The following is a 22877-nucleotide window of genomic DNA, read 5'->3' as shown; positions in this document are numbered from 1 at the left end:
ACGTTAACAATAGATTAAGCTGACGTGGATATTTCATCCATGCCAGCTTTTTTAGTGTTTTTTCTATAATAGATTGAACGTTTGGAGTAAATGTTGATAATTCTTAACTGCTGCTGAATATTTCAACTTATCTTGATTTTTTACATGTTGCATAGGATTTTCGATAATATCTACCATATGTTGGGCTAAACTATCGATATTATTCCTTTCGATTAAATAACCATTCTTTCCGTGATTGATAATTTCATTAGGTCCATAACGGACATCGTAGGATAACACAGGACAACCTACTTCAATACTTTCCATTATCGTTAAACCAAAGCCTTCGTATTTACTTGTTAATAAAGAGGCTTTTGATTTTCCAAATTCCACAAGAGGCTTTTTAGTATAATTTGAAATTTTCACCATATCTTCAAGTTGGTATTCTGAAATTAAGTCTTTCATCATTGCTAATTGATGATCTTCGTCTTTACCAAATAAATATAGCTTTGTTTGATGGCCACTTTCTAAAAATTTTCGATATGCTTTAATTAAATGATCCAATTGTTTTTCTTTTACAAATCTTCCTATATAAATAAATCGGTCTTCTTTATTCATGTTCGTTTCAACGTTACTTTGGTTCAACTCTATAAAATGAGGGATAAGTTCAAATTGTTCATCTTCAATAGGATAAACTTCTTGAATATCATGCATTTGTTGATGTGTCAGCACAATATATTTATCAATATGCGCACTATGTTCTAAAGCATATTTGTAAGATTTCTTAGTTTTGTCGCCAGATAAATGAGAGCTATGAAAAACAAGTATGTTTTTAGTTTGATGCGTTTGTTTAATGAGTGGCGCATCTAAAAATCGCGCATCATTAAATACAATATCATTATCTTTAAAACGTGCCTCGAAATAATACTGTGCGAGGGCTTTATCATTTTTAAATGTTTTATAGATTTTTTTACCTTTGTATAATTCTATCCCATTGATTTTATTTTTCTCATTATTATGAAAATATCTTTTACAATACATGAAACCTTTAGAATCGATGAGTTCATCGCTATGTCTTAAAGAAGAATCACTATAATAAAATATCTTTCTATGAAGTTGACCAAATAAATTATATTCATGACGTTCGTACTTTAAACCTGTTAAAGGAGAAATAAAGTCTTCATATTGTAATACATCTGATTGACCATAATATTTACGAAATTGCACATACGTGTTGTCATTATAATAATGGACGTAGCTTTGGTTTTTACCAAATTCATGTTTTAGCCCTTTAATTTTACGTTTAGTTTTATTGTATTTAGGATTTTTAGTTATTAATGTTTTCGGAACTTTAAATAACTCGAAATTTGAAAGCCATTCATACATATTTTCAAACTCTATATTTTTGGTGATTTTATTTTCCTTTAAAAAATGCTTATAGACACTTGGATAATTGCCGTAATAATTTGTAGTGAGGATTTTAGTCGGTAAACCAAATTCTTCGTCAATAAGTTTGATACGTCGTAATAAAGACTGTGTTCTCCCACCATGGGACATAGGGAGTGTTGTTGTTACTGTGTAAAGCATGCGAATATCTCCTTTAATAGTTACCCTCATAGAGTTTTATATGTTTCAAAGATAGATTATTTCACATATTAAAGATTTTTATAAAAATTACAAGTGATTTGAATAAAAAAAGGACGAAATAGAAATCACTTTATTATAAATGATTTCAATGTTTCGTCCCTTAAAAGATACCTAAAATTGAAATGATCCGAGTCTTAAGCGATTCGGTTCAACAATTTACTGATATTCATCTTTAACTTTACGGAAGCTTGTAAATAAGCGTAAACCGTTAATTGCGAAAGAAGTAAGTGCGCCTAATTTACGTAGTTTAGATGGTGATTTTACAGATACATAAAAGTCTATAATTGTACCAATTGCACTTAATCCTAGTGATAAATATACTAATTGTTTATTTTTAGCATCATGACGGATACCGTTGTAACCATCAACGATAAAACCTGCCATATTGAATAAGTTAGATAAACGCGCTGCGCGAGTTTCTTTTGCCATAAAAAATCCCCTCCAATAGTCATCTTATACATAAAGGCTGAGACATCATTGATTATCTCAACCTCCTTTAAAATTATGAATTTTGAACTTAATCACTTCATGATTTAATATATGATAACATATTACTAAATATATTAAGCTTTTTGAAGTAATAAAGAATAGGGTAGGTCGCTTGTGAAATGATTAAATGTGTATGTTTAGTAGAAGAAAAAGATGACAAAATCTTACTTGTTCAAGTTCGAAATAGGGAAAAATATTATTTCCCGGGTGGTAAAATTGACGATGGTGAAAGTTATGTTGAAGCATTGCAACGCGAACTCAAAGAAGAGTTATGTTTAGATTTAGCTGAAGAAGAACTGGAATTTATTGGTACTGTCGTAGGGGAGGCATACCCACAACCTGACACACGTACTGAATTGAATGGATTTAGAACGACGAGATCGATTGATTGGTCGAAGGTAACTACAGATAATGAAATTACGGACATTCAATGGTTCGATATTAAAGATACAGAATATATTGCTCCTGCGGTAATCACTTGGATTAATCAATTTTCGAAAAAGGATTAGAAACTAGGAGGACTCATGTACATAAAAGCGTATAAGCCAGAACTGTATCATCAAGTTGCAAATTTAGAAGTTTTAGAGAGTGACTCGAAATTTACTAAAACGCCACTTGAAAATATAAAATCAGCACAAGAAGATGCTGATAGACATCCTACTTTAGTTATGAAAGATGGTGTATGTGTGGCCTTTTTCACTTTACATGAAGGGGATGGTCCTAAAGATTATACTGATAATTCTCAAGCCATTTTCTTTAGGTCGTTTAGTGTCGATCAACGTTATAGAGGTCGTGGCATTGGCAAGAGGACGATTGAATTATTACCTAGTTATGTGAAAGATTGCTATCCGCATATTAATGAAATTACGCTGGCGGTAAATACTGATAATAAAAGAGCGATTGATTTATATCAACAAGCGGGTTATCAACATACTCATGATAGTGAGTTGGTTGGCCGTCCCGTTCACGTGATGACACTAGATTTGAAATAAAATATGACAATACACGAAACCCCACCATTCATGATGTGTAACCTATGAAGTTAGATTTTAGTCCAACTTTTGAGGGCCGGTACATCGTTGAGTGGTGGGGCATTTTACATGTTAATCATGTTCAGAATATTGTGTTGTAGTGTGGTTCTGATGTTTTTTACGTTTAATCATAAATGCTGTAACCCATGCTGTAATAGGAATGCTGAGTGCCACTGCGATGCCTCCAAGTAATATCGAGACGAATTCTTGCGCGAAAATTTTGGAATTGATGATATGACCAAATGAATAATGTAATTTGAAAAACCAGAAAAATAAAGTTAATTGTCCGCCAAAATATGCTAAGTAGATGGTATTAGCTGACGTTGCTAAAATTTCTCGACCTACACGCATACCCGACTTGAATAATTGTCCTTGATTCAGTTCTGGATTGGTCTCACTTAATTCATACATAGGTGAACTAATTGTAATAGCTAAGTCGATGACAGCAGTAATTACTGCTAAGACAATTGTGAAAACCATAAATTGTACCATGTCGATTCCTATATTCATTGAATATACATATGTTTCGTCTTGTTGTTCAGTTGCAAATCCTTGAAGGTGTCCCATTTTTACGGAAAGAAAAATGACTAATATTAATATTAGAGTTGTGACAATAGTACCGATAAACGCCGCTTGAGTTTTGACATTATAGCTGTTTAACACAAAGAGATTCACTGCAGCAATGACGATACAGAAGACAAAGGTTACTAAGTAAATGGGCACGCCAAAAATAATTAAAATGATACTAACAATGAGTATAATGAAGTTTAAAAATAACGTGAAGAATGAGACGAGTCCTTTCTTACCTCCGAAAATAATCATTAGTACTAATAGTAATAATCCTAAAATAGTTATTGCGCTCATTGTTTAGCACCTCGCATTTTTAGCCAAACTTCCATTAATGCAATCGTAATAGGAATGGTTAAGACAATGCCGATACCCCCGGTCATCGCTCTAGCTACTTCTAGTGACCAGTTCATTGAAATGGTATACGTAATGGTGTTAGCATTTTTCAAATAAATAAGGAACATTGGTAAGCTACCAGATAGGTAAGAAAAGAGTAAAATATTCGTCATCGTTCCCATAATATCTTGACCGATATGACGTCCTGCTAAAGCCCAACGTCCCATCGTGATATCTGGTGTGCGTTGGAGGATTTCATACATTCCACTAGAAATCGTTATAGCGACGTCCATGACGGCACCTAATGTCCCGATTAAGACGGAAGCGAGAAAGACTTCTTTAGGTGGGAGTGTAAGGAAGGTCATTGTTTCGTATTTAATGCCATTACCTCCAGTCAATTGAATAATCAATTCCGTAACTCCGATGCAAAGAAATGTTCCGATAAGCGTACTTATGATTGTCACGAGCGTTCGCATATGCCATCCGGTAACCAGTAGCAATGTGAAGGTGGTCGAGACGATAATCGCAAAGGTCATTAATAGGAATAAGCTTATTTGGCCATGTTGATTATGTATATATATTGCCCCGATGACAGCAATGGTATTAATAATAAGTGACAATATAGATTGTAAACCGACCTTTTTACCCACAATTAATACAATGAGAAGGAAAAGCCCTGTTATTGCGACAACTAAGCCATCTCTTTTTTTCTCAATAATGTTAGCGTCGTTCGTTTTTTTAGAAATATGTAGTAATACTTTGTCATTTTTAGAAAATGCTTCCGAATCGGCTTGAGACTTTACATATTGATGGTTAATCGTTGCTGACTGGCCTTCAAATTTACCATTTAGAATTTTTAAGGTGAGTTTTTCTTTATATTTAATATCTTTATTATGTTGTTCATCCGTTATCTTTTCTGAATGAATTGGCGTGACGTTTGTGATTTTTCCTATAGGCATATTGTAAAATTTATCGTTAAAACACGTAAAAATAAATAAGCTAAGGAAAATAAAGCAGAAAGCGACAATCATCCATGTGAAAGGTTGTTTAAATAAAGTCTTGAACTGCATGTTAAAACCTCAATTCTCAATTTAGTATATTAAATTGACATAGTGATTATACGCCCAATAGTAACTGAATACAAAAAATTGTGAAATAAGACCATTTAAATTTTTATCTCAATTTACCAAAAAAGCGCGTAATAAACGCTGTTACTATAATTAGCTAAAATTGAGCTGTCTGATTCATCATAGTATGAATGAATTGCCACATGAGGTCGATATCTGTTTTTTTATTATCGTATTTAGAAATTGCGCACATTGTTCGCTTTAATTCGGTGTGCGAAAGAGGTATGTACGTCCAATCTTGATGAGAAGGCAGGTGAATGTTTTGGTTGCAGACGACGAAACCTTTATTTTTACGTAATATATATTGCGCAAGTTGTTTATTGGATACGACATACACATGTGATTTAATCAAATATTCTAGTTTATTTTTTATAGTATTTGAGAAAGGCATTAAGCAGTATAATGGTTTGTTCTCAAATTGTGTTAATGGCGGTTGAGTAGTCATTGCAATTGGATGATCCTTGGGCACATACATATGATAATTTTCTTCAAATAGAGACGTTGTATGTAGTTGAGATTGCGCCGAAATCTCTTTGGTTAACTCTACAAATCCTATATCTAATTGCCCAGATACCACTTGTTCTACAATATCTTCGTGAGTCATCAATTGTGGTGTAGCAAGACTCTTGCTTTGTTGTTCAAATGTTTGCACGAGTGGCAACATCATTTGTGACACATCACTTTCCTCATATCCGATATAAATGGTTCGCTGATCTGTAGAGGATTGTTGTTTGAATAGTTGAATGGTTTTATCTAGTTGGTCCAGAATTTGAGTGGCTTCCGATAAGAGTTGCTTACCTTCTGCAGTAAGAATGATGTTTCGGCCACTTCTTTTGAAAAGGGTCACATTCAATTCTTTTTCAAGTTGTGCAATCTGACGACTGATGGCAGACTGAGCAATGTTTAACTCTAGTGCTGCGTCAGAAATATGCTCTCGTCGTGCAACTTCCACAAAGTACTTAAGTTGTTTCATCTCCATGATGTATACCCCCTGTTTTACAAATGACGAAAAATTCTGAAAAGTAAAATGATATAAATACATTATAGCAGTATGATGTGAATTTGTTCTAATTTTTAGATGAGTCTTATCTAATTTATATATTGAACAGATAAATATATTACATTATAGTAATTATTATCAAACTAAAATTGTCAGAAAATTCTAATAAGGGAGTGTGCATCATGTACAATGAGAAATTAAAAAAGGGTTTGTATGATTATCGTGAAGAACATGATGCGTGTGGTATTGGATTCTATGCCAATATGGATAATAAAAGATCTCACGATATTATAGAAAAGTCTCTAGAAATGTTGCGACGATTGGATCATAGAGGTGGCGTAGGAGCTGACGGAATCACTGGCGATGGTGCCGGTATAATGACTGAAATTCCATTTAAGTTTTTTGACCAATTAACTGACATCAAAGTTCCCGGTGAAGGACATTATGCCGTGGGATTATTTTTTTCTAAAGAAAAAGTAAAAGATTCAGCACATGAAGCCGTGTTTAATTCATATTTTGAAAGTGAAGGATTTAATGTTATCGGATATCGAGATGTGCCTGTAGATACAAATGCGATTGCTAAGCATGTTGCAGACACAATGCCATATATTCAACAAGTATTTTTAGATATCAGAGGTGTTGAAAACGTTGAGAAACAATTGTATTTAGCTAGAAAGCAAATTGAGCGTTATGGAGAAGAACAATCTCTAGAACTATATTTCACAAGTTTATCTAAAAGAACAATTGTATATAAAGGTTGGTTACGTTCAGATCAAATTAAAGGGTTGTACTTAGACCTACAGAATGAAGATTTCCAGTCGAAGTTAGGGCTTGTGCACTCTAGATTTAGTACAAATACATTTCCAAGTTGGAAACGTGCGCATCCCAACCGTATGCTCATGCACAACGGTGAAATTAATACAATTAAAGGTAATGTAAACTGGATGAGAGCACGTCAAAATAAGTTAGTTGAGACTTTATTTGGCGATGAGAAGGATAAGGTCCACTTTATTGTTGATGAGGATGGAAGTGACTCAGCAATTGTGGATAATGCGCTCGAGTTTCTTTCTCTAGCAATGGAACCTGAAAAAGCTGCTATGTTGTTAATTCCAGAGCCGTGGTTATACAACAAGTCTAATGATAAGAATGTCCGTGCTTTCTATGAATATTATAGCTATTTGATGGAACCATGGGACGGGCCTACAATGATTTCATTTTGTAATGGCGATAAAATTGGTGCCCTTACTGACCGAAACGGTTTACGACCAGGTCGTTACACTATAACTAAAGATAATTTCATCGTTTTCTCTTCTGAAGTGGGTGTTGTTGATGTACCTGAGGAGAACGTTGCTTTCAAAGGTCAACTTAACCCAGGAAAGTTGCTTCTTGTCGACTTTTTACAGAATAAAGTTGTAGAAAATAATGATTTGAAAGCTGATATTGCTAGTGAATTACCTTATTTACAGTGGTTAGAGGAGTGTAAGATCGATAATCACTTTGAAGAGGTTAAATATGAGCCTTCTGATTGGGATGAGTCTACATTATTCCGTCTGCAAAAGCAGTTTGCTTACACAAAAGAAGATATAAACAAGTATATGGCAGATTTAGTAACAAGCAAGAAAGATCCGATTGGTGCAATGGGGTACGATGCGCCGATAGCAGTGCTCAATGACAAACCAGAATCACTATTTAATTATTTCAAGCAATTATTCGCACAAGTAACAAATCCGCCTATTGATGCCTATCGAGAAAAGATCGTAACAAGTGAATTATCATACTTAGGCGCTGAAGGGAATTTACTTCACCCTGATGAAACGGCTTTACAGCGTATTCAATTGAAGAAACCAGTCCTTACGGAAGCACAACTAGCAGCCATAGATCAATCACGTTTTAATGTGACTCATTTATCGACAGTTTATACAGAAAGTCTTGAGGCAGCATTAGAGGATCTTGGTGAAAGAGCTATAGAAGCTGTGAAGTCTGGTGCGAAAATCTTAGTATTAGATGACCAGTCACTTGTATCTGAAGAAGGATTCGCGATGCCGATGTTGTTGGCATTAAGTCATATCCACCAATTATTAATCCGTGAAGAGTTAAGAATGGAAACCAGCCTAGTTGCGCAATCAGGTGAAACAAGAGAAGTACATCATGTAGCATGTTTACTTGGTTATGGAGCTAATGCAGTAGTGCCTTATTTAGCACAGCGTACGGTAGAACAGTTAACACTTAAAGGTCAGTTAGCAGGTTCAGTTACCGACAATGTTGAAACTTATACGCAAGTGCTATCTGAAGGTGTGATTAAAGTGATGGCTAAAATGGGGATTTCCACTGTACAAAGTTATCAAGGGGCACAAATTTTTGAAGCAGTTGGTTTATCTCAAAAGGTCATCGATCAATACTTTACTGGTACGCAATCTAAATTATCAGGTATTAGTATTGAACAAATCGATAAAGAAAATCAAGCAAGACAGAGTGATACATCAGACTACCTTGAATCAGGAAGTACATTCCAATGGAGACAACAAGGTCAACATCATGCGTTTAATCCTCGTACTATTTTCTTACTACAACATGCTTGTCGAGATAATGATTATGAGTTGTTTAAGGAATTTTCCGAGACAGTCAATCATCAACGTACGGATCATATACGACATTTATTAGAGTTTAAAACGCAACGTCCGATTGATATTAGTCGCGTTGAGCCAGCGAGTGAAATTGTTAAACGGTTCAACACTGGCGCGATGAGTTATGGTTCAATTTCAGCTGAAGCACATGAAACTCTAGCGCAGGCTATGAATCAAATTGGTGGTAAAAGTAATAGTGGAGAAGGCGGAGAAGACCCGTCAAGATATGGAATTCAAAAGGATGGAAGTAATAAGACGAGTGCGATTAAACAAGTTGCGTCTGGACGATTTGGTGTAACAAGTGATTATCTTCAACATGCTAGAGAGATTCAGATTAAAGTTGCGCAAGGTGCTAAACCAGGGGAAGGTGGACAACTACCAGGATCTAAAGTGTATCCATGGATAGCAGAAACAAGAGGATCGACACCAGGTATTGGATTGATTTCTCCGCCACCACATCACGATATTTATTCAATTGAAGATTTAGCTCAATTGATACATGATTTGAAGAACGCAAATAAAGAAGCGGATATCGCAGTTAAACTTGTATCGAAAACGGGTGTAGGAACGATTGCTTCGGGAGTTGCGAAAGCATTCGCTGATAAAATCGTCATTAGCGGTTATGACGGAGGAACTGGGGCTTCGCCTAAGACAAGCATTCAACATGCAGGTGTACCATGGGAAATTGGATTAGCTGAAACACATCAAACGTTGAAGTTAAATGATTTACGTAGTCGTGTGAAGTTAGAAACAGATGGTAAGTTGCTGACTGGTAAAGATGTAGCGTACGCTTGTGCGCTTGGAGCGGAAGAGTTTGGATTTGCAACTGCGCCACTTGTAGTGTTGGGATGTATTATGATGCGCGTGTGTCATAACGATACATGTCCAGTCGGAGTTGCTACGCAAAACAAAGATTTACGTGCGTTATTTAATGGTAAAGCACAACACGTTGTTAATTTTATGTATTTTATTGCAGAAGAATTGCGTGAAATTTTAGCTTCATTGGGATTAGAAACTGTTGAAGATTTGGTAGGAAGAACAGACTTATTACAACGTTCATCACAACTAAGACCTGGTAGTAAAGCCGCTGCAATTCAAATTGAAAACCTTATCGAGCAGTCTGAAGGACCTAACACAAAACAAATATTACAAGATCATCATTTAGATATTGGTTTTGATTTAAATTATTTATATCCAGATGCTAAACATAGTATTGAGAATGGTCATTCGTTCACAGGAAGTTATGTTGTAAATAATGAACAACGTGATGTAGGAGTGATTACAGGTAGTGCCATCGCGAAACAATACGGTGAAGAAGGCTTACCAGAGGATACAATATTTGCTTATACTGAAGGTCATGCTGGTCAAAGTCTCGCAGCTTATGCGCCACGTGGATTAACTATTCACCATACTGGTGATGCAAACGACTATGTAGGTAAAGGGTTATCAGGTGGAACTGTGATAGTCAATGCTCCAAATGAAGCACGTGAAAATGAAATTATCGCTGGTAATGTGAGCTTTTACGGTGCTTCAAGAGGTAAGGCCTTTATCAATGGTAAAGCAGGAGAACGTTTCTGTATTAGAAATAGTGGTGCTGATGTTGTTGTTGAAGGTATTGGAGATCATGGTCTTGAGTATATGACTGGCGGACATGTCATTATTTTAGGTGATGTAGGTAAGAACTTTGGCCAAGGTATGAGTGGTGGCGTCAGTTATATCTTCCCTTCAGATATTGAACGATTCAAAAAGGATAACGCGCTCGAAACGCTAGCATTTAGCAGTGTGCATTATGACGAGGAGAAAGCATTAATTAAAGAGATGCTTGAAGCACATTATAAGCATACGCGCAGTCTAAAGGCACGAGATATTTTAGATCAATTTGAAAATGTGAGCCAATACGTAGTTAAAGTCATTCCAAAGGATTATCAATTGATGATGCAAAAAATTGATTTACAAAAACGACAATTTGAACGTGTAGATGAAGCGATGCTCGCAGCATTTTACGATGATAGAGAAAGTATTGAAGAAACATTGCACCCAGCAGTAGTTTATTAGAGAAGTGGGGGAAGATAAATCATGGGCGAATTTAAAGGATTTATGAAATATAACAAACAGTCTTTGTCAGAATTGTCTTTAGTAGACCGTCTTTCTAACCATGATGCGTTTCAACAGCGTTTTTCTAAGGATGATGCCTCCATTCAAGGTGCACGTTGCATGGATTGTGGTACACCATTTTGTCAAACCGGTCTATCTTATGGAAGAGAAACAATCGGTTGTCCTATCGGTAACTATATCCCGGAATGGAATGATTTAGTATACCATCAAGACTTTAAGTCGGCTTATGAAAGGTTAAGTGAGACAAATAATTTCCCTGAATTTACTGGACGTGTGTGTCCTGCACCTTGTGAAAATTCATGTGTAATGAAAATTAATAGAGAATCTGTTGCGATTAAAGGTATTGAGCGAACGATTATAGATGAAGCGTATGACAATGGCTGGGTTCAACCGAAGTATCCCGAAGATAGCAAAGGTCAAAAAGTTGCGATTGTTGGAAGTGGACCAGCTGGTTTAACAGCCGCTGAAGAGCTTAATATTAAAGGTTATCAAGTCACCGTCTTCGAAAAGGCGAATGAGCCAGGTGGACTACTTATGTACGGTATTCCTAATATGAAATTAGATAAGGATGTTGTACGCCGTCGTATAGCATTGATGGAAGAAGCGGGCATTGTTTTTAAAACAGGCGTTGAAATTGGTGTGGATATGGATAGAGAAACACTTGAAGAAATGTTCGATGCTATTATTCTGTGCACAGGTTCTCAAAATGCGAGAGACTTACCTTTAGAAGGACGTATGGGCTTTGGCATTCATTTTGCAATGGATTACCTTACTGAACAAACTCAGTATCTAAATGGTGAAATTGATGAAGTCACTATCACGGCTAAAGATAAGAACGTGATTATTATAGGTGCTGGTGATACTGGTGCAGACTGTGTTGCTACAGCTTTACGTGAAAATTGTAAATCTATTGTTCAATTTAATAAGTATACCAAACAACCCGAAGAAATTACGTTTGAAAGTAATACGTCATGGCCTTTAGCAATGCCAGTTTTTAAAATGGACTATGCGCATAAAGAATGTGAAGCGAAATTTGGTCAAGAGCCTAGAGCATATGGTGTGCAAACGATGCGTTACGATGTAGATAACATTGGAAATGTTCGAGGATTATATACTCAAATATTACAAGAAACACCAGAAGGCATGGTAATGGCTGATGGCCCTGAGAGATTTTGGCCAGCTGATTTGGTCCTCTTATCCATTGGGTTCGTAGGGACTGAAACAACTATACCTCATGCGTTTGGTATTAAAACTGAACGTAATAAGATTGTCGCAAACGATACAGATTTCCAAACGAATCACCCTAAATTCTTTGCGGCTGGAGATGCTCGTCGCGGTCAAAGTTTAGTAGTATGGGCAATCAAAGAAGGACGTGCTGTTGCTCAATCTGTAGACCAATATTTAAGTAAAAAGGTTCTAGTGTAGACACAAAATAATTTTATTGACTTTTAATAAGCGCTATTATATGATTGTTATTGTGTTCATTGGAGGAATACCCAAGTCCGGCTGAAGGGATCGGTCTTGAAAACCGACAGGGCCTTAACGGGCCGCGGGGGTTCGAATCCCTCTTCCTCCGCCATTAGAATTAAAATCCAAGACTAATAGATACAAAAGGCAAGTACTTATCTTAATGAGTATTTGCCTTTTTTATTTTTGTCAAATATACCATCGACGATATTTTGAAAATGGCATGTAAGCCTTTACATAACTTGTATAGACAAGTTATACTCTCTATAAGAAATTAAGGGAGTGAAGCCCATGGCTGTAAAAAGAAACGATGTAAAAGCCATTGTTGAAGCAATTGGAGGAAAGCACAATATAGACAAAGCAACACATTGTGTGACACGTTTACGACTCGTGCTAAATGATGACAGTAAAGTTGATAAAGACGCATTAAGTGAAAATCCTTTAGTTAAGGGACAATTCAAAGCAGACCACCAATATCAAATTGTCATTGGTCCTGGTACAGTAGATGAAGTATACAAACAATTTGTTGAAGAAACAGGTGTAGAAGCGTCTTCTAAAGATGACGCTAAAAATGCGGCAGCACAAAAAGGTAATCCGCTGCAACGTTTAATTAAATTGTTGGGAGACATTTTTATTCCAATACTACCGGCTATTGTTACAGCTGGTTTGCTTATGGGAATTAATAATATTCTCACCATGAAGGGGCTATTTGGTGCTAAATCATTAATTGAAATGTATCCTCAAATCGCTGATATTTCGAATATCATTAATGTAATTGCTAATACGGCCTTTATTTTCCTACCGGCCTTAATTGGTTGGAGTAGTATGAGAGTATTTGGCGGTAGTCCGATTCTTGGATTAGTGCTTGGTTTAATCTTAATGAATCCGCAACTTGTGTCTCAGTATGATATTGGGAAAACTAAAATACCGACTTGGGATATTTTCGGATTGCATATCAAACAGCTTAATTATCAAGGTCAAGTGTTACCTGTACTTATCGCGACATTTGTCTTAGCTAAGATTGAAAAGGTTTTAAACAAAGTCGTACATGATTCGATTAAAATGCTAGTTGTTGGGCCAGTTGCCTTACTTGTTACTGGATTCTTAGCGTTTATCGTTATTGGCCCCGTCGCATTAATCATTGGTACTGGAATTACGAATACAGTTACATTTGTGTTTGAGCATGCTGGTTGGCTTGGAGGAGCAATTTATGGCTTAGTTTATGCGCCTCTTGTCATTACAGGATTACACCATATGTTCTTAGCTGTGGATTTCCAATTGATGGGCAGTAAACTAGGTGGTACTTATTTATGGCCAATCGTAGCGATTTCTAATATTTGTCAAGGTTCTGCAGCGTTTGGGGCATGGTATGTCTATAAACGCCGTAAGATGGCTAAAGAACAAGGTTTAGCTTTAACGTCAGGTGTTTCGGGTATGCTAGGTGTGACTGAACCAGCTATGTTTGGAGTCAATTTACCATTGAAATATCCATTTATCGCAGCGATTTCAACTTCATGCGTGTTAGGTGCCGTGATTGGTGCAAATCAGGTTCTAGGAAAAGTAGGCGTCGGTGGTGTACCAGCTATCATTTCAATACAAAAAGAATATTGGCTAGTCTATGGCATTGTCACACTTGCAGCGGTCATTATTCCATTTTTTGTAACCATTTTCCTATCAAAATGGAGTAAACAAGAAGCTAAAGAAATAGTAGATGAACCAGAAGCAGAAAAAGAAAGTGAGTAAGCTTTAAAAAAATAGATATGAGGTGGGAAAGTATGGCGCAAAATGATTGGAGAAAATCAGTTGTCTATCAAATTTACCCTAAATCATTCAATGATACGACTGGCAATGGTGAAGGAGATTTAAATGGCATCATTGAGAAACTAGACTATTTAAAATATTTGGGTGTGGATTATTTATGGCTTACACCAATCTATGAATCTCCGATGAACGACAACGGATATGATATTAGTAATTATTTTAAAATTAATGAACAGTTTGGAACAATTGAAGACTTTAAGCGACTAGTTGCGGAAGCGCATCAACGAGATTTAAAAATTATGTTAGACATTGTAATTAATCATACGTCGACACATCATGAATGGTTTAAGGAAGCTATGCGTTCAAAAGATAGTCCGTATAGAGATTATTATTTCTTTAGAGAATCAAACGATGGCCCACCGACGAATTGGGAGTCTAAATTTGGTGGAAATGCATGGCAATATGATGATAAAACGGATGAATATTACCTGCATTTATTTGATGTTTCTCAAGCTGATTTAAATTGGGACAACCCTGAAGTAAGACGAGAATTACATAAAATTGTTAATTACTGGATTGATTTCGGTGTAGATGGTTTTAGATTTGACGTTATTAATCTTATATCGAAAGGTGCGTTTAAAGATTCACCTAAAATCGGAAAAGAGTTTTATACAGATGGTCCACGTGTTCACGACTATTTAAATGAGTTAAACCGTCATACATTTGGAGGTAAAGATTTGATGACTGTAGGAGAGATGTCTTCTACGACAATCGATCATTGCATTAAGTATACTAAACCTGAAAGACAAGAATTAAGCAGCGTTTTTAATTTTCATCATTTAAAGGTGGACTATGAAAATGGAGACAAATGGACTTATGCTGACTACGATTTTCACCAGTTAAAAAATATTTTGATGGAATGGCAATTAGGTATTCATCAAGGTGGAGGTTGGAATGCAATATTTTGGTGTAACCATGATCAACCTAGAGTAGTATCCAGATTTGGTGATGATTCTAATGAGGAATTACGTCAAGCTAGTGCGAAAACTTTGGCAATTGCATTGCATATGCTTCAAGGGACACCTTACATTTATCAAGGTGAAGAGATAGGAATGACGAACCCTCATTTTTCAATGATGAATCAATATCGAGATGTTGAGTCTTTAAATGCCTTTCAAGAGTTGAAGCGTAAGGGCTATTCGGAAGATTATATTTTGAAAATTCTCGATCAAAAATCGAGAGATAATTCACGCACACCTATGCAATGGACGAATGGAGAGGCTTCCGGTTTTACAAGTGGGCAACCATGGATTGATATTGCTCCGAATTATAAAGAGGTGAATGTTGAACAAGCAATTGAAGATGATCATTCAGTATTTCACATGTATCGTCGCTTGATTGATTTGCGTCATAACCACGACATTCTCACTTATGGAGATATTACGCCTTTATATATGACACATGATCAACTTTTTATTTACCGTCGTAATTATCAATCTAAATCGTGGCTTGTGATTGCAAACTTTTCAAAAGAAGCGGTGATGATTCCAAGAGATTTAGATACTGAAGGAGATATCATTATTCAAAATGGTACAATAACGAATGACGAAATATCAGGTTTCGGGGCGATTGTCATCGAAACACATTAATGATAGTGAATGAGGCATGTTCATGAAGCGAAATAAGTTCCTAATGATTTATGAAGATTTAAAAAATAATATTTTATCGCAAGATTTAAATTATGGTGATCAATTACCTTCCGAACATGATTTAGTTGCCACTTATAATGCCTCTCGTGAGACCGTCAGAAAAGCATTAAATTTGCTTGAACGAGATGGAATGATTCAAAAAATGCGTGGTAAAGGTTCGATCGTTATTTTTCAAGAAATCACCGAATTTCCATTTACTGACTTGATCAGTTTTAAAGAAATAAAAGAGCGATTAGGCCTTAATTATCAGACAGAAGTCATTGTGAATGAAGTGGTAAAAGCACGTGAATACCCTAATGTTCAAAGAGAATTGAAGATTGCTGAAAGAGAAGAATTGATTCATATTCAAAGAACACGTCGCATAAATAATCAAGTGAAGATTTTTGACGAAGACTTTTTCTTAAAAACTGTAGTTGATGATATTTCTGATGATATAGCCAAAGATTCAATATATGCGTACTTAGAAAAGGATTTAAATTTGAATATTAGTTATTCAAGTAAATCGATTACATTTGAACCTTTTTCTTCTATAGAATATAAAATATTTGGAAACCAACTTACGCCGTATACAGCTACTGTTAGAAGTCATGTTTATCTTAAAGACACGACATGTTTCCAGTACAATATTTCGAAGCATATTGCGACTGATTTTAAGTTTAAAGAGTTTTCTAGAAGACGATAAAAAGTGACGTGATGACTGGATCATTAATGCAATTTTAAATGTATGTAAAAGCGTATTGTGAGATGAAGATGAAATTTTTACGCTTGCAAATCGATGCGAAATTATAGTATTATAAATCTTACCGTGCTAGGTGGGGAGGTAGCGGTTCCCTGTACTCGAAATCCGCTTTATGCGAGACTTAATTCCTTTGTTGAGGGCGCATTTTTGTGAAGTCTGCCCGAAGCACGTAGTGTTTGAAGATTTCGGTCCTATGCAATATGAACCCATGAATCATGTCAGGTCCTGACGGAAGCAGCATTAAGTGGATCCTCATATGTGCCGTAGGGTAGCCGAGATTTAGCTGTCGACTTCGGTTACGTTTATGATATGCGTTCGATACAAAGGTGCATGGTTTTTATTTTGAGATTAAAGCAAATAAGATATAGATGAAAGAGTGGCTTATCATATGATGAAGTCGCTCTTTTTTTATTAAATGGATTAATTTCACATAATTTGTTAAGGTTATACCGAAATAAACTAAATGACGATGAAAAATATTGAGTGATAAACGATAAAAATAAATTGATGAATTCATATGAATCTTGGAGGAGACATGCAAATTTTTTTAAGTACGTTAACAGAAGTTGACTATGATAAATCCCTTGATAGTATTGAAAGAAATTATGATCAAGATCCTGAAACAAGTTGGAAAGAGCGCGCACGTGTTAAGAATCTTCGAAAGTCTGAGAATTACAATTATGAGTTGGAAGTCATTGCTAAAAATGAGTCAAATGAGGTCGTAGGGCATGTATTATTAGCAGAAATCACGCTGACCTCACAAAATGATAAACAAACTGCTCTTGCAATAGGTGCATTATCGGTCAATTCAGAGGTACGTAAACAAGGTTTAGGTAAAGCGCTGATTCAAGCGGTAGAGGAACGCGCTAAAGCGCAAGGCTATGAGGCGATTTTTGTTTTATGTGATACGGATTATTTTGAAAATCTAGATTATAAAGATGCTCAACAATTCGATATTGGCATAGATGAAGAACAGAAAGAACACGATTTGTATGTTAAATTCCTAAATTCAAATGGAGAACGTTTTTCTGGTATGACAGTAGAACTTCCTGAAGTGTTGAAATAATTTATTTTCATTGAAAAGAAAAGTGACGAGCATGATATAATGGTGAGTAATTGTTAATGGAGGTGCTACAGTGGATTACCAAGCTTTGTATCGAATGTATAGACCGCAAAGTTTTGATGATGTCGTTGGACAAACACATGTCACTAAAACGTTACGTAATGCGATATCCAAAGGGAAACAATCCCATGCGTACATTTTCAGTGGACCCAGAGGAACTGGGAAAACGAGTATCGCAAAGGTGTTTGCAAAGGCAATTAATTGTCTTAACAGTGATGATGGAGAACCTTGTAATGAATGTGAGATTTGTAGAGGAATTACTCAAGGTACCAATTCTGACGTCATTGAAATAGATGCTGCGAGTAATAATGGTGTAGATGAGATTAGAAATATTAGAGATAAAGTCAAATATGCACCAAGTGAGTCTAAATATAAAGTATATATTATTGATGAGGTTCACATGTTAACGACTGGGGCGTTTAATGCGTTGCTTAAAACGCTTGAAGAACCTCCGGCACATGCAATTTTTATTCTTGCAACGACTGAACCACATAAAATTCCTCCTACGATTATTTCGAGAGCACAACGTTTTGATTTTAAAGCAATTAGCATGGATCAAATTGTAGACCGTTTGAAATTCGTAGCAGACTCTCAATCGTTGGACTATGATGAAGCGGCGTTAGAATTTATTGCAAAGGCTTCAGAAGGTGGCATGCGTGATGCACTGAGTATCATGGACCAAGCGATTGCCTTTGGAGAGGAAAAGTTAACATTGCAAGATGCATTAAATGTGACAGGAAGTGTTGATGAAGCGGCGTTAAACGAACTATTTAAAGATGTGGTCAATGGAGATGTAAAAGCAGCTTTCGGTAGATATCATCACTTTATATCTGAAGGTAAAGAAGTGAATCGTCTCATCAACGACATGATTTATTTTGTTAGAGATACGATTATGAATAAAACATCGAATGAAACGATTGAATTTGATGCCCTCATCGATTTCGAACTGGATATGCTTTATCGCATGATTGATATTATTAATGACACCTTAGTTTCTATAAGATTTAGTGTGAATCAGAATGTTCACTTTGAGGTATTATTAGTCAAACTTGCTGAAATGATTAAAGCACAACCACAAACTGTTCAGAATGTAGCAACGACGACTGTAGCGACAGAACCTGATAATGATGTATTGCTTCAGCGTATGGAACAGCTTGAAAATGAATTAAAAACACTGAAAGCACAAGGTGTTCCAAACGGAGGTCAAACACAACAACCTAAGAAACCTACACGTACTGTTCAACGCTCTAAAAATGCATTTTCAATGCAACAAATAGCAAAAGTACTAGACAAAGCGAATAAAGAAGATATCAAATTGTTGAAAGATCACTGGCAAGAAGTGATTGACCATGCGAAAAGCAATGATAAAAAATCATTAGTGAGTCTGTTGCAAAACTCAGAACCTGTCGCAGCTAGCGAAGACCACGTGTTAGTTAAATTTGAAGAAGAAATTCATTGTGAAATCGTTAATAAAGATGATGAAAAACGTAATAATATAGAGAGTGTTGTATGTAATATAGTAGATAAATCTGTTAAAGTCGTAGGTGTTCCCTCAGATCAATGGCTCAGAGTAAGAGCAGAATATTTACAAAATCGTAATTCAAACGGTGATAATAGTAGTGAATCTGGAGAAGAACACCAACCAAAACAAGTTGATGTAGCACAAAAAGCTAAAGATTTATTTGGTGAGGAAACAGTACATATGATAGACGAAGACTGATACATGACAAGCAATATATTCGTATGTATAATGTAATAAAAGCGATTTATTAATGAGACTGTTTAATTTCAAGGAGGAAATGATATTATGCGCGGTGGCGGAAATATGCAACAAATGATGAAACAAATGCAAAAAATGCAAAAGAAAATGGCTCAGGAACAAGAAAAATTAAAAGAAGAACGTGTTGCCGGAACAGCAGGCGGTGGCATGGTTACTGTAACAGTGACTGGTCATAAAGAAGTGGTAGATGTAGAAATTAAAGAAGAAGCAGTAGATCCAGATGACGTAGAAATGCTTCAAGATTTAGTATTAGCTGCTACAAACGAAGCGATGAACAAAGCTGATGAGTTAACTCAAGAACGTTTAGGTAAACATACTCAAGGCTTAAACATCCCTGGAATGTGATAAATAATGCATTATCCAGAACCTATTTCTAAACTTATAGACAGTTTTATGAAACTGCCAGGCATTGGTCCTAAGACGGCTCAACGTCTGGCTTTTCATACTTTAGATATGAAAGAAGACGATGTTGTTCAGTTTGCTAAATCGTTAGTAGACGTAAAGCGAGAACTTACGTATTGTAGCGTTTGTGGTCATATCACTGAAAATGACCCTTGCTACATTTGTGAAGATAAACAACGCGATCGATCAGTGGTTTGTGTAGTTGAAGATGATAAAGACGTTATTGCAATGGAAAAAATGCGCGAGTACAAAGGTCTATATCATGTGTTACATGGTTCGATATCGCCAATGGATGGCATTGGACCTGAAGATATTAATATTCCAGCGTTAGTTGAGCGCCTGAAAAGTGATGAAGTTAAAGAATTGATCTTAGCAATGAATCCGAATTTAGAAGGCGAGTCAACTGCTATGTATATTTCAAGGTTAGTGAAACCAATTGGAATCAAAGTTACACGCTTAGCACAAGGTTTATCCGTAGGTGGAGATTTAGAGTATGCAGATGAAGTGACATTATCTAAAGCCATTGCTGGAAGAACTGAAATGTAGATTGAATTTGAAAGGGAGTGGGACAGAAATATAATTTAGCAAAATTATTTTCGTTGTCCCTCTCCCAACTTGCATTGTTTGTAGAATTTCTTTTTAAGAAATTCTCTGTGTTGGGGCCCCGCCGGCAAGGATGGCTAGGATTAAAAGAAGCTTGATATAAGCGCACTTTTAATTCAGACATCTACTGCCAATATGTTAAAGAAAGCTGAGACGATTAATTATGTCCCAGCTTCTTTTTTATTTGAGGAAAGGAATTTGAGTAGGGAATAGGATATTTGATAGAAAAAGTGTGAGGATGTAAGTATGGAAAGTCATCGAACGCTGTTGCAGAGTACAAAAAGTTTGGTATTGAGGGTAGATTCTAAATAAATTGAAAAAACTTTTAAAAAAAGTTAAAGTTTGTGAAATGAAGGAGCTAGTGCATCTATGAATTGTGGCAAAGCAAATTTTAAAAGGGAAAGGCGATTATTAAATCTTTATTTTGTATTTTAAGTTCGGATATTGGAGTTTGGATGTTTTAGAATTGTTAAGCTAGTGTAAATTTTACCGTTGTTAAAAAGCTCTAAAGCCTGTATAGTATTTATTTGTTGAGCGAAACAAATCAACTGAAATCTTAAACAGACATTAAAATTAATTATAAAAAGTTGTTGACTTCAACTTTTCAAAAGAGTATAATTAATTCTTGTCGGTAAGAAAAATGAACATTGAAAACTGAATGACAATATGTCAACGTTAATTCCAAACAAACAGTAACGAAAGTTACAAACTATTTAGTATTTATGAGCTAATCAAACATCATAATTTTTTATGGAGAGTTTGATCCTGGCTCAGGATGAACGCTGGCGGCGTGCCTAATACATGCAAGTCGAGCGAACAGACGAGGAGCTTGCTCCTCCGACGTTAGCGGCGGACGGGTGAGTAACACGTGGATAACCTACCTATAAGACTGGGATAACTTCGGGAAACCGGAGCTAATACCGGATAATATGTTGAACCGCATGGTTCAACAGTGAAAGACGGTCTTGCTGTCACTTATAGATGGATCCGCGCCGCATTAGCTAGTTGGTAAGGTAACGGCTTACCAAGGCAACGATGCGTAGCCGACCTGAGAGGGTGATCGGCCACACTGGAACTGAGACACGGTCCAGACTCCTACGGGAGGCAGCAGTAGGGAATCTTCCGCAATGGGCGAAAGCCTGACGGAGCAACGCCGCGTGAGTGATGAAGGTCTTCGGATCGTAAAACTCTGTTATTAGGGAAGAACAAATGTGTAAGTAACTATGCACGTCTTGACGGTACCTAATCAGAAAGCCACGGCTAACTACGTGCCAGCAGCCGCGGTAATACGTAGGTGGCAAGCGTTATCCGGAATTATTGGGCGTAAAGCGCGCGTAGGCGGTTTTTTAAGTCTGATGTGAAAGCCCACGGCTCAACCGTGGAGGGTCATTGGAAACTGGAAAACTTGAGTGCAGAAGAGGAAAGTGGAATTCCATGTGTAGCGGTGAAATGCGCAGAGATATGGAGGAACACCAGTGGCGAAGGCGACTTTCTGGTCTGTAACTGACGCTGATGTGCGAAAGCGTGGGGATCAAACAGGATTAGATACCCTGGTAGTCCACGCCGTAAACGATGAGTGCTAAGTGTTAGGGGGTTTCCGCCCCTTAGTGCTGCAGCTAACGCATTAAGCACTCCGCCTGGGGAGTACGACCGCAAGGTTGAAACTCAAAGGAATTGACGGGGACCCGCACAAGCGGTGGAGCATGTGGTTTAATTCGAAGCAACGCGAAGAACCTTACCAAATCTTGACATCCTCTGACCCCTCTAGAGATAGAGTTTTCCCCTTCGGGGGACAGAGTGACAGGTGGTGCATGGTTGTCGTCAGCTCGTGTCGTGAGATGTTGGGTTAAGTCCCGCAACGAGCGCAACCCTTAAGCTTAGTTGCCATCATTAAGTTGGGCACTCTAAGTTGACTGCCGGTGACAAACCGGAGGAAGGTGGGGATGACGTCAAATCATCATGCCCCTTATGATTTGGGCTACACACGTGCTACAATGGACAATACAAAGGGTGGCGAAACCGCGAGGTCAAGCAAATCCCATAAAGTTGTTCTCAGTTCGGATTGTAGTCTGCAACTCGACTACATGAAGCTGGAATCGCTAGTAATCGTGGATCAGCATGCCACGGTGAATACGTTCCCGGGTCTTGTACACACCGCCCGTCACACCACGAGAGTTTGTAACACCCGAAGCCGGTGGAGTAACCTTTTGGAGCTAGCCGTCGAAGGTGGGACAAATGATTGGGGTGAAGTCGTAACAAGGTAGCCGTATCGGAAGGTGCGGCTGGATCACCTCCTTTCTAAGGATATATTCGGAACATCTTCTACGAAGATGAAAAGGAATAACGTGACATATTGTATTCAGTTTTGAATGTTTATT

General features: G+C 36.8%; 16 protein-coding genes, 1 tRNA gene, 1 rRNA gene and 1 other RNA gene. 14 read left to right on the top strand and 5 right to left on the bottom strand.

Annotated elements, in window-relative coordinates:
• Positions 1-63: 63 nt before the first annotated feature.
• Positions 64-1566, bottom strand: a complete 1503-nt coding sequence (locus JMUB898_RS12065) for a glycosyltransferase (protein WP_044466962.1) — start codon at positions 1564-1566, stop codon at positions 64-66.
• A gap of 216 nt (positions 1567-1782) precedes the next feature.
• Positions 1783-2055 carry a hypothetical protein gene (locus tag JMUB898_RS12060; protein WP_002445247.1) on the bottom strand — a complete coding sequence of 91 codons (273 nt, stop codon included), beginning with the start codon at positions 2053-2055 and terminating at the stop codon, positions 1783-1785.
• Positions 2056-2234: 179 nt separating this feature from the next.
• Here JMUB898_RS12060 and JMUB898_RS12055 point away from each other — a divergent pair, with 179 nt between their 5' ends.
• Together JMUB898_RS12055 and JMUB898_RS12050 are read left to right on the top strand one after the other, a co-directional pair.
• The gene (locus tag JMUB898_RS12055) at positions 2235-2624 is read left to right on the top strand and encodes an NUDIX hydrolase (protein ID WP_002445248.1); all 390 of its coding nucleotides are present in this window, start codon (positions 2235-2237) and stop codon (positions 2622-2624) included.
• A 15-nt stretch (positions 2625-2639) separates the two neighbouring features.
• Positions 2640-3107, top strand: coding sequence for a GNAT family N-acetyltransferase (locus JMUB898_RS12050; protein WP_002445250.1), 468 nt, complete (start codon positions 2640-2642; stop codon positions 3105-3107).
• A gap of 111 nt (positions 3108-3218) precedes the next feature.
• Here the strand turns inward: JMUB898_RS12050 and JMUB898_RS12045 are convergent, their stop codons facing one another.
• The 3 genes from JMUB898_RS12045 to gltC form a co-directional block, all read right to left on the bottom strand.
• Positions 3219-4010, bottom strand: a complete 792-nt coding sequence (locus JMUB898_RS12045) for a YibE/F family protein (protein WP_002445251.1) — start codon at positions 4008-4010, stop codon at positions 3219-3221.
• Positions 4007-5119 carry a YibE/F family protein gene (locus JMUB898_RS12040; protein ID WP_002445253.1) on the bottom strand — a complete coding sequence of 371 codons (1113 nt, stop codon included), beginning with the start codon at positions 5117-5119 and terminating at the stop codon, positions 4007-4009. Before JMUB898_RS12040 ends, JMUB898_RS12045 begins: the two co-directional genes overlap by 4 nt.
• A 154-nt stretch (positions 5120-5273) precedes the next feature.
• A complete protein-coding gene (gene gltC / locus JMUB898_RS12035; RefSeq protein WP_037541797.1) occupies positions 5274-6155 on the bottom strand; it encodes a glutamate biosynthesis transcriptional regulator GltC in 882 nt (293 codons plus the stop codon).
• Between the two features lie 203 nt (positions 6156-6358).
• On the opposite strand from gltC, the gene gltB reads away from it, so the two are divergent.
• The 12 genes from gltB to JMUB898_RS11975 all read left to right on the top strand — a co-directional run bounded on the left by gltB (position 6359) and on the right by JMUB898_RS11975 (position 22797).
• Positions 6359-10855, top strand: a complete 4497-nt coding sequence (gene gltB / locus JMUB898_RS12030; RefSeq protein WP_002445257.1) for a glutamate synthase large subunit — start codon at positions 6359-6361, stop codon at positions 10853-10855.
• A gap of 21 nt (positions 10856-10876) precedes the next feature.
• Positions 10877-12340, top strand: coding sequence for a glutamate synthase subunit beta (locus JMUB898_RS12025; RefSeq protein WP_002445259.1), 1464 nt, complete (start codon positions 10877-10879; stop codon positions 12338-12340).
• A 61-nt stretch (positions 12341-12401) separates the two neighbouring features.
• Positions 12402-12494 (top strand) — tRNA-Ser (locus JMUB898_RS12020).
• Positions 12495-12673: 179 nt separating this feature from the next.
• The gene (gene treP, locus JMUB898_RS12015) at positions 12674-14125 is read left to right on the top strand and encodes a PTS system trehalose-specific EIIBC component (RefSeq protein WP_002445261.1); all 1452 of its coding nucleotides are present in this window, start codon (positions 12674-12676) and stop codon (positions 14123-14125) included.
• Positions 14126-14157: 32 nt separating this feature from the next.
• Positions 14158-15792, top strand: a complete 1635-nt coding sequence (gene treC / locus JMUB898_RS12010) for an alpha,alpha-phosphotrehalase (RefSeq protein WP_037541798.1) — start codon at positions 14158-14160, stop codon at positions 15790-15792.
• A 22-nt stretch (positions 15793-15814) separates the two neighbouring features.
• Entirely contained in the window at positions 15815-16534 is a 720-nt protein-coding gene (gene treR, locus JMUB898_RS12005) for a trehalose operon repressor (protein ID WP_002445264.1), read from the top strand.
• Positions 16535-16655: 121 nt separating this feature from the next.
• An RNA gene (gene ffs / locus JMUB898_RS12000) (signal recognition particle sRNA large type) lies at positions 16656-16925 on the top strand.
• Between the two features lie 201 nt (positions 16926-17126).
• Entirely contained in the window at positions 17127-17657 is a 531-nt protein-coding gene (locus JMUB898_RS11995; protein WP_037541799.1) for a GNAT family N-acetyltransferase, read from the top strand.
• Positions 17658-17727: 70 nt separating this feature from the next.
• Entirely contained in the window at positions 17728-19434 is a 1707-nt protein-coding gene (gene dnaX / locus JMUB898_RS11990; RefSeq protein ID WP_037541800.1) for a DNA polymerase III subunit gamma/tau, read from the top strand.
• A gap of 87 nt (positions 19435-19521) precedes the next feature.
• Positions 19522-19839: a YbaB/EbfC family nucleoid-associated protein gene (locus JMUB898_RS11985; RefSeq protein ID WP_002434018.1), complete on the top strand. Its 318-nt coding sequence runs from the start codon at positions 19522-19524 to the stop codon at positions 19837-19839.
• A gap of 6 nt (positions 19840-19845) precedes the next feature.
• Positions 19846-20442 (top strand): recombination mediator RecR, encoded by a 597-nt coding sequence (gene recR, locus JMUB898_RS11980; protein ID WP_002445269.1) that lies wholly within the window; start codon positions 19846-19848, stop codon positions 20440-20442.
• A gap of 804 nt (positions 20443-21246) precedes the next feature.
• Positions 21247-22797: ribosomal RNA gene (locus tag JMUB898_RS11975) — 16S ribosomal RNA — on the top strand.
• Positions 22798-22877: the final 80 nt, after the last annotated feature.

Origin of the sequence: Staphylococcus caprae (assembly GCF_003966625.1) — a bacterium.
Taxonomy (GTDB): Bacteria; Bacillota; Bacilli; order Staphylococcales; family Staphylococcaceae; genus Staphylococcus; species Staphylococcus caprae.
Note: the sequence above shows the minus strand (reverse complement) of the source record. Positions and strands in the feature narration are given on the sequence as shown.